A 13108-nucleotide genomic window follows, 5' to 3' on the forward strand; every position below is an offset into this window, starting at 1 on the left:
CGGATCGAGCCTGCCCGGATCGAGCCTGCCCGGTCCCGAACTGCCCGGACCGATCGACCCGCCTACCCGTCTGCTCATGGGCCCCGGTCCCGTGTCGGCGTACCCGAGCGTGCTGCGCGCGATGTCGGCCCCCCTGGTGGGCCAGTACGACCCGTTCATGACGGCCTCCATGACCGAGACCCAGGAGCTCTACCGGCAGGTGTGGGGCACGGCCAACGAGGCGACGATGCTCGTGGACGGCACGTCCCGCGCGGGGATCGAGGCGGCGATCGTGTCGCTGGTGCGCCCCGGGGAGCGGGTGCTCGTGCCGGTCTTCGGCCGGTTCGGGCTGCTGCTCGCCGAGATCGCCGAACGGGCCATGGCCGAGGTGCACACCATCGAGGTGCCGTGGGGGCAGGTGGTGCCGGTCTCGACGATCGACGAGGCGATCCGGCGGGTGCGCCCCACGCTGCTCGCGCTGGTCCAGGGCGACACGTCGACCACGATGAACCAGCCGCTCGACGAGGTCGGGGCGCTCTGCGCCCAGCACGGCGTGCTTTTCTACTCCGACGCCACCGCCTCGCTCGGCGGCAACCCCTTCGAGGCCGACGCGTGGGGGCTGGACGCCGCCACCGCGGGTCTGCAGAAGTGCCTCGGCGGGCCGTCGGGCTCGGCGCCGATCACGCTCTCGGAACGCGCTGTGGAGGTCGTGCGCTCCCGGAAGCGTGTCGAGGCCGGCATCCGCGAGCCGGACGACCCCGAGGCGAGCGACTACGTGCGCTCCAACTACTTCGACCTCGGCATGATCCTCGACTACTGGGGGCCGCGCCGTCTCAACCACCACACCGAGGCCACGTCGATGCTGTACGCGGCGCGCGAGTGCGCGCGGGTGATCCTGGCCGAGGGACGTGACGCCGTCGTCGAGCGGCACCGCCTGGCCGGCGACGCCATGCTCGCCGGCGTGCGGGGGCTGGGCCTGGAGGTGTTCGGCGACGTCGCCCACAAGATGCACAACGTCGTCGCCGTCGAGATCCCCGAGGGCGTGCCCGGCGACGCCGCGCGCGCCGCGATGCTGACCGACTTCGGCATCGAGATCGGTACCTCGTTCGGCCCGCTGCACGGACGGGTCTGGCGCATCGGCACCATGGGCTACAACGCCCGCGAGGACGCCGTGCTCACCACGCTCGCCGCCCTCGAGGCGGTGCTGCGCCGCTTCGGCCGCGCCGTCCCGCCCGGGGGTGGGACCGAGGCCGCCGCCGACGTCTTCCGGGGCGCCTGATGGCGCTGCTGCAGACCGACCCCGGGACGGTGGCCGCGGCAGCACGGCGCGTCATGGCGCGCTGCGACGAGCTCGCCCGGGTCACCGCCGCCGACGACGGCATCGAACGGGTCTACCTCTCCCCGGAGCACGCACGCGTCAACCGCCTCGCGGCGCAGTGGATGCGCGAGATCGGCATGACCACCCGCACGGACGCCGCCGGGAACCAGGTCGGCCGGCTCGAGCGGTCCACGGCGTCCGGCACGCCCGACCCCGACGCACCCGCGCTGGTCATCGGCTCCCACCTGGACACCGTGCCCGACGCCGGACGCTACGACGGGATCGTCGGCGTCCTCATGGGGCTCGAGGTGGTGCGGATGCTGCGCGAACCGGCACCCGACCAGGCCGGCTGGCGCTCCCCGCTGCCCTTCGCGCTCGAGGTCGTCGCGTTCTCCGACGAGGAGGGCACACGGTTCGGCAAGGCGCTGCTGGGCTCCTCCGCCGTCGCCGGGACCTGGGACCCGCAGTGGTGGTCCCTGACCGATGCCGACGGCGTCTCCCTGCGGGAGGCCTTCGTCGAGTTCGGGCTCGACCCCGGCCGCGTGGCCGAGGCGGCCCGCCGGCCCGAGGAGCTGGTCGGCTACCTCGAGGCGCACATCGAGCAGGGTCCCGAGCTCGACGAACGCGGCGAGTCCCTGGCCGTGGTGTCCTCCATCGCCTCCGCGCGGCGGTTCCAGCTCGTCGTCGAGGGGGAGGCCCGGCACGCCGGCGGCACCCCCTACGACCGCCGTCGGGACGCGCTGCTCGGTGCCAGCGAGGCGGCGCTCGCGGTCGAACGCCTCTGCCGGGCCGAGCACCACATGATCGGCACGGTCGGCCGGCTCGAGACCTATCCCGGCGCCGTGAACGTGGTCCCCGGCGAGGCGCACCTCAGCCTGGACCTGCGCGGCGAGCTCGACGGCGAGCGGGACCGCGTGTGGGGTGCCATCGAGCGCGAGCTCGACGCCATCATGGGCCGTCGCGGGCTGCGCTGGCACGCGCGCGAGGTGCACAGCGCACCGGCCGTGTTCTGCGCCCCGCTGCTGCAGGACGTCGTGCGCGAGGGCATCGTCTCGACGCTCGACCGCGGCGTCGACGACCCGGCGACGATCTTCAGCAGGGCGGGCCACGACGCGATGGCGATCGGCTCCGTGACCGACGTCGGCATGCTGTTCCTGCGCAACCCCGACGGCATCAGCCACCATCCTGACGAGGCGGTCTCCGCCGGCGACGTGGCCTACGGCACGCGGGCGCTGGCGGAGTCGGTGCTCCAGCTGGCGGCCGACCGGGCCTGATCCACGGGGAGCGTCCGGGCCGCGTGCTCGGGGCTCCACCAGGTGGGGCCGGCCGCGAGGATCGTCCGGGCGAGCGCCGCGACGTCGGTCTGTGCGCCGTCGCCCACCCAGACGGTGATCGCGGCGACCGTCCCTGCGGCGCAGTGCGCGACGAGCACCCGGCGCGTCACCTCGGGGGGCGCCCCGCCGGGGATGCGCGGCACGGCGGCGGGCGCGGCCGCCAGGTAGGCGTCGAGGCGTGCCGCGACGACGTCGTGCAGGATCTCGCGGATGCGTCCCTCGGTGCTGTCGACGAGTGCCGCACGGTAGACGGGGGCGTGGCCGGCCACGTGCTCGAGCAGCAGGTGGAGCGCGGCGAGGAAGTCCTCGGCGTCGCCGTGCGCGGGCAGGTCGATCTGCTCGAGCTCGTCGGTGAGGACGTCGGCCAGCAGCTCGACCGGACCCGCCGCGTGCCGGTAGAAGGTGTCGCGGGTGACACCAGCGGCCCGGGCGACCTCGGCGACCGTCAGCGACCCGACGGGCTGCCGGGCCGCGAGATCGAGGATCGCCGAGCGGAGCTGCGTCCGGGTGCGCCGCTGTCGAGGGTCCATGGCGACATCGTGCCACGGGGAGTATCCAACACCTGTCAGATTGCGATACTCTCGTCGCGGCCTCCTGGAGGCCGGCGGCCGGCCGGGACCCCCGAGTCCGGCCGGCCGTCCCCTCAGCGCTGCGCGGACGTCATGGCCATGCGGGTCAGCACCACGTTCTCGACCACCTGGACCACGTTGTAGAGCAGCAGCGTGACGATCGTGATGAGCGCGACCGACGCCCACAGGTCGTCGAACCGGGCCGACGCCGTGAACTTCACGATGGACCCGCCGATGCCGGTACCGGTGGACAGCCACTCGGCGAGCAGCGCACCCGTGACCGCCCCCGGGACCGACACGCGTGCCGCGGCGAACAACGACGGCAGGGCGCCGGGGATGTTCACCTTGCGCATCGCCGTCAGGCGGGTGCCGCCGTAGACGTGCACGAGATCGAGGCTCTGCACGCTCGCGCGGTTCAGCCCGAACAGGATCGACGCCAGCGCCGGGAACAGCACCACGATCGAGCCGATGACGGCCACCGACGCCTGGGTGCCGCGGCCGGTGATGAGGATGATCACCGGCGCGATGGACACCAACGGGATGGCGCGCAGCAGCAGGGCCAGCGGCATGACGCCGGCCTCGACCGTCCGCGACAGGGAGAACAGGACGGCCAGCAGCCCGGCGACGGCCATGCCGACCACGAACCCGAGGGCGGCGTCCTGCAGGGTCTGCGCCAGCAGCGGGGTGAGCTCCGTCCGGTTCGCCGCCGCCTCCTGCCCGGAGACGAGGAACTCCCACACGTCGGCGGGGCCCTTGGCGACGTACGGAGACATGCCGGTGAGGTTGACCACGGCCCACCACAGGGCGAGCACGATCACCAGCGTCAGCAGGGCGTTGAGAGCGGCCCGGCCCACCGGGCGCCAGGAGACGGCGTTCATGACGCGCTCCGTCCTGCCACCCACGGCGTGGCCAGTCGCGAGAGGAGGCCGACGACGCCGTAGCCGATGAGGGCGACGGCGGCGGTCAGCAGGAACACGGCCCACACGCGGGCCGAGTCGAGCTCGCCCTGCAGGCGGATCAGGGTGATCCCGACGCCCTGGTCGATCCCGCCCATGTACTCGCCGAGGACCGCACCGAGGAACGCCGACGGCACGGCGATCTGCAGGGCGTTGAGGATCGCGGGCGTCGCGGCGATGAGCCGCACCTTGCGCAGCTGGGTGAACCGGGTGCCCCCGTAGACGCGCACGACGTCGAGGCTGGCGGCGTCCGCCGACTTGAAGCCGAGCAGTGCACCGACCACGGTCGTGAAGAACACGGCCAGCGCCGCCAGGAAGATCGCCGTCGCGCTCGGTTCCCCGGGGCGCGGAGCACCGCCGAGGACGACGATCGCGATGCCGCCGACCGCCACCACCGGCAGGCAGTAGCTCACCACGGCGATCTGCGTGACGACCGTCTCGATGCGCGGAGCCAGGAGCACGGTCGCGGCGAGCAGCAGGGCGATGCCGTTGCCCCAGGCGAACCCGATGAGCGCCTCGGTGATGGTCACGGAGAACACGGGCTGGTACGCCGCCAGGCCGTCCGAGGCGATCGTGGCGAACACGACCCACGGTGAGGGCACCGGCGTGAACGTGGTCCCCGGCGGCGGCTGGAAGATCGTGGCGGAGAAGACCCACCACGCGCCGACCAGCGCGACCGCACCGATCACCCCGGCGAGCCAGGTGGGGATGCGGGAGCGGCGGGACATCAGGCCTCCGCCGCGGCGCCGTGCGACCCGAACAGGATCTCGGAGGCTCGGTCGACGAGCGCGTGGAACTCCGGGGTCCGCATCATCTCGGGCGTGCGCGGCCGGGGGAGGTCGACCTCGATGATCTCCTTGATGCGTCCCGGCCGGGCAGACATCACCGCGACCCGGTCGGACAGGAAGATCGCCTCCGAGATGCCGTGCGTCACCAGCAGCGTGGTGGCCGGCTTCTCGGTCCAGATGCGCAGCAGCTCCAGGTTGAGGCTCTGGCGCGTCATGTCGTCCAGCGCGCCGAACGGCTCGTCGAGGAGCAGCACGGACGGCTTGAGGGCCAGGGCGCGGGCGATGGAGACCCGTTGGCGCATGCCGCCCGAGAGCTGGGCGGGCTTCGCCTTCTCGAACCCGGTCAGCCCGACGAGCTCGATGAGCTCGTCCACGTAGGCCTTGTCGACCTTGCGGCCGGCGACCTCGAAGACGAGGCGGATGTTGGTCAGCACGCTGCGCCACGGCAGCAGCGCGTGGTCCTGGAACGCGATGCCGAGCTCGCTGTCGCGACGCAGCTGCGCGGGCGTCTTGCCGTCGACGAAGACCTCGCCGGCGGTGGGGTGCTCGAGGTCCGCCAGCACGCGCAGGATCGTCGACTTGCCGCACCCCGAGGGGCCGAGGAGGGCCAGGAAGGAGCCCTTGTCGGTGTGCAGGTGGGCGTCCTGCAGCGCGGTGACGGTCTTGCGCCGCCCCGTCTGGAACGTCTTGGTCAGTCCGTCGATGTGGATGCCGGTGCCCCCCGGGGCTGCCGCAGCATCCTGCGGCAGCCCCGAGGGGCGGGCACCCGACGTGGTGTCGTGGCTCATGGGTCCCTACGGCAGGTAGTCGACGAGCTCGGGCTGCTCGGCGTAGATCTCGTCGATGATCGTGGTGTCGAAGAGGTCGTCGACGCTCACGTCCCAGCCGGCGGCGGCGAGGGAGTCGACGGTCTCCTGCTTGAGCTCGTCCGAGATGGTGAACAGGCCGTTCTCCTCGGTCTCCTCGGTGGAGATGAGCTCCTTCTCGGCCTCGAGACCCATCTGCGTCTTCTCGGGGTCCAGCGAGCCGAACGCGGCCTCCAGGCCGTCCTCCGACGACGCGGCGGCCTCGTTGTAGTACTGCTCGACCAGCGCGACCGTGTCCTCGGAGGACTCGGTGAAGACGTCCGTCCACCCCTTGATCTCGGCGGTGAGGAACGCCTTGAGCAGGTCGGGGTTCTCCTCGAGGTACTGGTCGGTGACGCTGAACGTCTCGGCCACGTACGGCACGCCGTTCTCGGCGTAGGCGAGGTTGGTGACGTCGTAGCCGGCGAGCTCGACGGTCAGGGCCTCGTTGGTGAGGTAGGCCATGAACCCGTCGACCTCCTCGTTCATCAGCGGCGTCGGGTCGAAGTCGACGGGCACGACGGTGACGTCGCTCTCGTCGATCCCGTTGGCCTGCAGCAGTGCCGCGAACACGGACGCGTTGGAGTCCTGCACGCCGATCGTCTTGCCGACCAGGTCCTCCGGCGAGGAGATGTCGGCGCCGTCGGCGAGCGACAGGATCGTGAACGGGTTCTTCTGGAACGTCGCGCCGATGATCTTCAGGGGGGCGTCCTGCTCCGCGATCGCCGCGCCGATCGAGGCGGCGTCGCTCAGGGCGACCTCGACCGTGCCGGACAGCAGCTTGGCGACGCCGGTGTCCGGGCCGGAGATGCCGATGACGTCGTCGAAACCGGCCTCGTCGTAGTAGCCGTTCTCGTAGGCGTAGAACTCGCCGGCGAACTCCTCGTTCTTGATCCAGGAGTACTGGACGCTGATCTCGCCGTACGAGGCGTCCTCGGACTCGCCGGAGGTGGTGGCCGGCTCCTCGCCGGCGCAGGCGCCGAGCGCGAGGGCGCCGGCGGCGATCGCGGCGACGGCGCCGACGCGGGCGCGGCGCGGGTGTGTGCTGTGGACTGCCATGGGGTGGGTCTCCGCTCGACCTGGTGCGATGGGAACGAACGGCAACGTAGCCATCGGAGGTTTCGGCGGGACGGTCGCGGCGTTTCAGGAGTGTGAAGCCATCACTTCACCCATGCTCAGGAGCGTTCTGTGACAGCCGCCACACGCGCTCGCGGGTGAAGGGCTGGCGGAACGGCCGCCGGCCGAGTGCGCGGGCGATCGCGTTGCCGACCGCGGGCGCCACCGGGTTGTACGGCGACTCGCTCATCGACTTCGCGCCGAACGGCCCGATCGTGTCGAAGGTGTCGGCGAAGTACACCTCGGTGTCGGGGACGTCGGCCGACTGCGGGACGCGGTAGGTGCGGAACACCGGGTTCGTCACGGCCCCGCGGTCGTCGACCAGCACCTCCTCGTACAGCGCGCTGCCCAGGCCCTGGGCCGCGCCGCCCTCGACCTGACCGCGGCACTGCGCCGGGTTCATGACGAACCCGGCGTCCGCGGCCTGCACCGACTGCAGCACGCGCACCGACCCGGTCTCCTCCTCGACGGTGACCCGCACCGCGTGCACGTTGAACGCCAGGCTGCGCTCCTTGCCGTCGTCGCTGCCGTGGGTCGTCAGCTCGCGGCTCTCCGGGTCCCCGGCGGCGGCGACGATCTCGTCGAAGCCGACGAGCCGGTCGCCGACGCGCACGCCGTCCGCGACGAGCTCTGCCTGCGGAACCGCACCTCCCGCCGGGGTTCCGCCGTCGGACACCTGCCGCGCGACGTCGATCATCAGGCCGCGCAGCGCCGTGCAGGCGCGCGCCAGCGCCTTGCCGGCCACCACCGTGCCCGCCGACGCGAACGCGCCCGTGTCGTGGTCCACCAGGTCCGTGTCCGAGGCCCGCAGCACGATCCGGTCCGGCGTCGCCGCCAGGGTCGAGGCGGCGATCTGCCGGTGCACCGTGCTGGTGCCGTTGCCGAACTCGGCCGTCCCGACCGACAGCGCGAACGTGCCGTCCCGGCGCAGCGAGGCGGCGGCGTGCGCGTGGTGGCCGCCCGGGGCCGCCCCCGCGATGAACGCGATCGCCATGCCCTCGCCGACCCGCCACCCGGACGGTGCCTCGACGCCGTTGCCGCGCCGCAGCGCGTCCTGGGCGAGGTCGAGGCACTGGTCAAGCCCGTAGCTGCCCCACCGCAGGTCCGGCTCGGGCTCGTCGTCGACCGTGAGCAGTGGGTCCCCGTCGCGCACCGCGTTGCGGCGGCGCAGCTCGAACGGGTCGATCCCGAGCCGCTGCGCCAGCATGTCCATCGCCGACTCCACCCCGAGGATCACCTGCCCCAGCCCGTACCCGCGGAACGCCCCCGACGGCACCGCGTTCGTGTACACCGACTCGGCGTCCACGCGCTTGACCGGGCAGCGGTAGACGTTGATCGACTCCGCCACCGAGTGGAACAGCACCCCGATGCCGTGGTTGCCGTACGCGCCGGTGTTGCTCAGCACGTCGACCTTCAGCGCCGTCAACGTCCCGTCCGCTGTCGCGCCGAGCGAGACCTCCACGCGGAACGGATGGCGCAGCGCCGCGCGGCGGAACTCGTCGGTACGGGAGAACTCGTAGGACACCGGGCGGCCGGTGCGCAGCACCGCGAGCGCCACCAGGTCCTCGACGAACATCTCTTGCTTGCCGCCGAACCCGCCGCCCACCCGGGCGGCGTGCACCCGCACGCGGTCCCGGGGCAGGTCGAAGACGTGCGCGAGCTCGTTGCGGGTGAGGAACGGCACCTGGGTGCTGGAGCGGATGACGAGCCGGCCGTCGTCGTCGAGCCGGCCGAGCGCGCCGTGCGTCTCGAGCTGGGCGTGCGCCACCCGCCCGGTCTGCCAGGTCCCGCCGACGGTGACGGCGCTCGCGGCGAGTGCCGCGTCGACGTCGCCTCCGATGCCGGCGTGCAGGCTGCCAAGCACGTTCGGGCGGTCCGGGTCGGCCTGGACGGCGACCGGCCGGTCCGGGTGGACGGCCGGGGCGTCCGGCTGCCGTGCCTCCTCGGCGTCGAGCACGAACGGCAGGGGTTCGTAGGTCACGTCGATCAGCCCGAGCGCGGCGTCGGCGATCTCGGCGGTCTCGGCGACGACGGCGGCGACGCGCTGGCCGACGAACCGGACCGTGTCGTCGAGCACGCGGGTGTCGTCCGGGTCGTCGGTGCGGTGCTCGTGGCGTGCGGTGGAGAACCGCTTCGTGGGGGCGTCGGCGTGGGTGAGGACGGTGACGACGCCGGGCAGCGCGCGGGCGGCGGCGGTGTCGATGGCGGTGATCCGGGCGTGCGCGTGCTTCGAGCCCAGGACGCGCAGCACGAGCGTGCCGGTGGCCTCCGGGGTGTCGAAGGTGTACGGCTCCAGGCCCTGGACCACGCGTCGGGCGGGTTCGGGGGAGACCGAGCGTCCGACGCCGGCCGGTGTGTCGCCGTCGTCCGTCCCGGCCCCCGGGGTCGAGCCCGCCGAGCCCGCCGCGGTCGGTGCGCCGTCGTCGAGGACCTTGCGGATCGCCGCGCGGATCGGACGGTAGCCGGTGCAGCGGCACAGCGAGCCCTTGAGCCGCCGGTCGAGGTCGGGCAGGTCGTCGGCGGTCAGGCAGGACGCGGTGACGCTCATCCCGGGGGTGCAGAACCCGCACTGGAAGCCGAACTCCTCGATGAGCGCCTCCTGCACCGGGTGCAGGTCGTCGCCGGGGGCGAGGCCCGCTGCCGTGGTGACCTGTGCGCCCTCGGCGCGCGGGGCGGGCACGATGCACGAGTGCACGGGCTTGCCGTCCAGCAGCACCGCGCAGGCCCCGCAGTCGCCCGCGTCGCACCCCTTCTTGACCTCGGTGTGCCCGTGCTCGCGCAGCAGGGTGCGCAGGCACTGCCCGGGGCGCGGGTCGGTGTCGTGGCCTGTGCCGTTGACGTGGATCTTCATGCGGGGTCCTCAGGGTCCTTCTCCGGGTCGCCGGCGAGATCCCGGCGCAGCCGTTCGGCGAGGACGACGCTCACGCCGCGCCGCCAGTCGGCCGCGCCGAGGGAGTCGGTGTACCAGCCGTCGAGGTCGCCGACGGCGGCCGCGAGCGTGGCGGCGTCGGGCAGCGCGGCGAACCGCAGCACGGCGGGGCGCTCGACGGCGGCCGTCACCGCGACGACGCACGTGCCGTCGGCGTCGCGGCGGCCCGAGACGACGGCGCCGGAGCGGCCGAGCTCGGCCAGGGCGATCTTGTGCAGCCCGGCGCGCGAGCGCAGGGCGCTCGCGGGCAGCTGGATCGCGCGCAGCACCTCGCCGTGGCGCAGGGCGGTCTCGCCGGGCCCGGTGACCAGGTCCGCGACGAGCGGTCGGCGCGTGCCGCCGTCGGGCGTCCACACCTCGGCGACGCCGTCGAGCGCGACGGCCAGGGAGACCATCGCGGCGGCGGGGAAGGCTCGGCAGACGTTGCCGCCGACGGTGGCGGTGTTCCAGATCTTGAAGGAGGCCAGCAGCGCGTCGGCGGCGTCGGGGATCATCGCGACCGCGGACCAGTCCGCCGGGACGGGGTCGGCGCCGCGGCCCTCGGCCCAGCCGCGCAGGGTCGCGATGGTGCAGGTCGCGGCGATGCGCAGGCCGTCGGCGCTCACCTCCAGGTCGGGCCAGCCGAGCGTGGTCAGGTCGACGAACCCGGTGGTGCCCGGCTGGGGTTCGCTCATCAGCCAGGTGCCCCCGCCCAGGAAGACCTCGCCGGGTTCCAGCGCGAGGTCGGCGCGCGTGCGGGCGGTGCGGAAGCCGGTGACGGACGTGACGTCCATCAGAGCCGCTCGGCGAGCTCGCGCGAGGCCAGGGTCACCTCGTGGGCGAGCTTGCGCTCGTCGGTGGTGGTCAGCGTCGCGTCCTCGACGACGGCGCGCCCGGCGACGTACAGCCGCTTCAGGGGCGGCAGCGCGCCGAGCCCGAGCGCGGCGACGGGGTCGAGGATGCCGGCGTGCTCGACGCCGTCGACCTGCCAGACGGCGACGTCGGCGAGCTTGCCGACCTCGAGGGAGCCGATCTCGTCGCCCCGCCCCAGGACCCGCGCGCCACCCATCGTGGCGGCCCGCAGCCCGTCGCGGACGCTCATCGAGTCCGCGCCGGTGCGCAGCCGGTTCATGAGCACGGACTCGCGGATCTCGACGCCGAGCTGACCGGACTCGTTGGAGGCGGCGCCGTCGACGCCGAGCCCCACCGCCACCCCGGCGTCCAGCAGGGCGCGCACGGGTGCGATCCCCGCGGCCAGCCGCCCGTTCGACGACGGGCAGTGCGCGACGCCGGTGCCGGTGGCGGCGTACCGCGCGATGGCCGGGTCGTCGAGGTGCACGCAGTGCGCCATCCAGACGTCGGGTCCGAGCCAGCCCTGGTCCTCCAGGTACTGCGTCGGGCTGGTGCCGAAGTGCTCGAGGCAGTAGGCGTCCTCCTCGGCGGTCTCCGAGGCGTGGGTGTGCAGGCGCACGTCGAGCGAGCGGGCCAGCGTGGCGGCCTCGCGCAGCAGGTCGGCGGTCACCGAGAACGGCGAGCACGGGGCGATCGCGACGCGCACCATCGCCTCGCGGGAGGCGTCGTGGTACTTCTCGACGGCCTCGGCCGACGCCGCGAGGGCCGCGTCCGTGGTCTCGACGGCGAAGTCCGGCGGCAGCCCGCCCGCCGAGGCGCCGAGGTCCATGGACCCGCGGGTGGCGTGCAGGCGGACGCCGACGCGGGACGCCGCCTCGACGATCCCGCCGACGATGTCGCCCGAACCCTGTGGGAACACGTAGTGGTGGTCGCCCACCGTGGTGCAGCCCGACCGCGCGAGGACCGCCATCGCGCCGGCCGACCCGGTGCTGGTCAGGCCGGCGTCGATCCGGGACCACAGCGGGTACAGCGCGGTCAGCCAGTCGAAGAGGATCGAGTCCTGGGCGTACCCGCGGGTGAGCCACTGGTACAGGTGGTGGTGGGTGTTGACCAGGCCGGGCGTGACCAGGCAGCCGGTCGCGTCGACGACGTCGGCCCCGGCACGCAGTTGCTCCGGCGCGCGGCCCGCTCCCACGGCCACGATGTCGCCGCCGTCGAGGACGACGTGCCCGGCCGTGTGCTCGGTGCCGGTGGCGTCGACGGTGGCGACGTGGCCGTTCTCGATGAGGGTGCGGGTCATGGTCGGGTGCCTCCGGGTCGGGCGAGGGACTGCGCGGGCGGTGCCGGGCACGTGGCGGCCCGGGGGTGGGGCACGACGGCGGAGCCCCGGTGGATCGGACCGCTCGCCTCGCGCAGGGGGCGGCCGGAGCCGCCGTGCCGTGAGGCGACGATCTCGGCCAGGACCGACAGCGCCGTCTCCTCGGGGGTCGAGCCCGCCAGGTCGAGCCCGAGGGGGGAGTGCAGCCGGGCGAGGTCGACGTCGTCCACGCCGGCGTCGCGCAACCGCTCGGCGCGGCGGGCGACGGTGGCCCGGGCGCCCATCGCTCCGACGAAGCCCACCGGCATCGACAGGGCCTGGCCGATCGCGGGCACGTCGAGCCGCTCGTCGTGCGTGAGCACGCACACGGCCGTCCGGGCGTCGGTCTCGTGGGCGGCCAGCCCGGCGAGGTACTCGTGGGGGAGCGCGACGACGAGCTCGTCGGCCGCCGGGAACCGCTCGCGGGTGACGAGCGTGGCCCACGGGTCGCACACGGTCACCGCGAAGCCCGCCGCGGCACCCACGTGGCACAGCGCGGCGGCGTGCTCACCGGCGCCGAGGACGATCAGGCGTGCGCGCGGTGCGCGCTGCAGGACCAGCAGGTCCGCGCCGTCGAGCGCACCGGGCAGGAGCCGGGTCTCGCGGTCGGCCAGGGAGGCCGTGGTCGCGGCGTCCAGCGTGGTCGCGTCCACGGTCAGGCCGGTGTGCGGGCCGGTCGTGACGACCGCGAGGACGGCTGGCCTGTCGGCAGCCGCGCCCTCCAGCGCCCGCATCGTGATCGTGTCCGCCGGGTCGAGGCGTTTCGCGAGGACGTCGACCTGCCCGCCGCAGGCCAGACCGGCGGCGTGGGCGGCGGCGTCGTCGAACCCGAACCGGGCCGACTGCGGACGCCCGGTGGCGAGCGCCGCGTGGGCGAGCACCACGGCATCGGCCTCGACGCAGCCGCCCGAGATCGAGCCGAGCACCGCGCCGTCGCCGGTGACCGCCATCGCGGCGCCGACACCCCGCGGCGCGCTGCTGGCGACGCGGGTCACGGTCACCACGGCGACCGGTGAACCCGACCGGGCCAGGGGCAGCAGGTCGCGGGCGATCTCAAGCATGGGCTTAAGTGTGCCGGGGGGATGT

General features: G+C 73.7%; 11 protein-coding genes. 2 read left to right on the top strand and 9 right to left on the bottom strand.

Translation table 11 applies throughout. The annotated features are described in order from the left end of the window. Positions 1–76 precede the first annotated feature (76 nt). The gene (locus tag HDG68_RS10140) at positions 77–1258 is read left to right on the top strand and encodes a pyridoxal-phosphate-dependent aminotransferase family protein (RefSeq protein ID WP_425483759.1); all 1182 of its coding nucleotides are present in this window, start codon (positions 77–79) and stop codon (positions 1256–1258) included. Next, the gene (locus HDG68_RS10145; protein ID WP_172151698.1) at positions 1258–2571 is read left to right on the top strand and encodes an allantoate amidohydrolase; all 1314 of its coding nucleotides are present in this window, start codon (positions 1258–1260) and stop codon (positions 2569–2571) included. The genes HDG68_RS10140 and HDG68_RS10145 overlap by 1 nt, the downstream gene beginning before the upstream one ends. Here the strand turns inward: HDG68_RS10145 and HDG68_RS10150 are convergent. From HDG68_RS10150 to HDG68_RS10190, 9 genes are all read right to left on the bottom strand, one after another. Beyond that, positions 2514–3161 carry a TetR/AcrR family transcriptional regulator gene (locus HDG68_RS10150; protein WP_172151700.1) on the bottom strand — a complete coding sequence of 216 codons (648 nt, stop codon included), beginning with the start codon at positions 3159–3161 and terminating at the stop codon, positions 2514–2516. The two genes, HDG68_RS10145 and HDG68_RS10150, sit on opposite strands and share 58 nt — an antisense overlap. 113 nt (positions 3162–3274) lie before the next feature. Beyond that, positions 3275–4078, bottom strand: a complete 804-nt coding sequence (locus tag HDG68_RS10155; protein WP_172151702.1) for an ABC transporter permease — start codon at positions 4076–4078, stop codon at positions 3275–3277. Further along, positions 4075–4884 carry an ABC transporter permease gene (locus HDG68_RS10160; protein ID WP_172151704.1) on the bottom strand — a complete coding sequence of 270 codons (810 nt, stop codon included), beginning with the start codon at positions 4882–4884 and terminating at the stop codon, positions 4075–4077. The genes HDG68_RS10155 and HDG68_RS10160 overlap by 4 nt, the downstream gene beginning before the upstream one ends. Next, the gene (locus tag HDG68_RS10165) at positions 4884–5732 is read right to left on the bottom strand and encodes an ABC transporter ATP-binding protein (RefSeq protein ID WP_172151706.1); all 849 of its coding nucleotides are present in this window, start codon (positions 5730–5732) and stop codon (positions 4884–4886) included. Before HDG68_RS10165 ends, HDG68_RS10160 begins: the two co-directional genes overlap by 1 nt. A 6-nt stretch (positions 5733–5738) precedes the next feature. Beyond that, complete coding sequence (locus tag HDG68_RS10170) at positions 5739–6848, bottom strand: ABC transporter substrate-binding protein (protein ID WP_172151708.1); 1110 nt, start codon at positions 6846–6848, stop codon at positions 5739–5741. A 106-nt stretch (positions 6849–6954) separates the two neighbouring features. Continuing rightward, on the bottom strand, positions 6955–9756 hold the full coding sequence (locus tag HDG68_RS10175) for a molybdopterin-dependent oxidoreductase (RefSeq protein WP_172151710.1): 2802 nt from the start codon (positions 9754–9756) through the stop codon (positions 6955–6957). After that, on the bottom strand, positions 9753–10607 hold the full coding sequence (locus HDG68_RS10180; RefSeq protein WP_172151712.1) for an FAD binding domain-containing protein: 855 nt from the start codon (positions 10605–10607) through the stop codon (positions 9753–9755). The genes HDG68_RS10175 and HDG68_RS10180 overlap by 4 nt, the downstream gene beginning before the upstream one ends. After that, positions 10607–11965 carry an 8-oxoguanine deaminase gene (locus HDG68_RS10185; RefSeq protein ID WP_172151714.1) on the bottom strand — a complete coding sequence of 453 codons (1359 nt, stop codon included), beginning with the start codon at positions 11963–11965 and terminating at the stop codon, positions 10607–10609. The genes HDG68_RS10180 and HDG68_RS10185 overlap by 1 nt, the downstream gene beginning before the upstream one ends. Further along, the gene (locus HDG68_RS10190) at positions 11962–13083 is read right to left on the bottom strand and encodes an XdhC family protein (protein WP_172151716.1); all 1122 of its coding nucleotides are present in this window, start codon (positions 13081–13083) and stop codon (positions 11962–11964) included. Before HDG68_RS10190 ends, HDG68_RS10185 begins: the two co-directional genes overlap by 4 nt. Between the last annotated feature and the right edge of the window lie 25 nt (positions 13084–13108).

It is taken from the genome of Isoptericola chiayiensis, assembly GCF_013149805.1.
GTDB classification, from domain to species: domain Bacteria; phylum Actinomycetota; class Actinomycetes; order Actinomycetales; family Cellulomonadaceae; genus Isoptericola; species Isoptericola chiayiensis.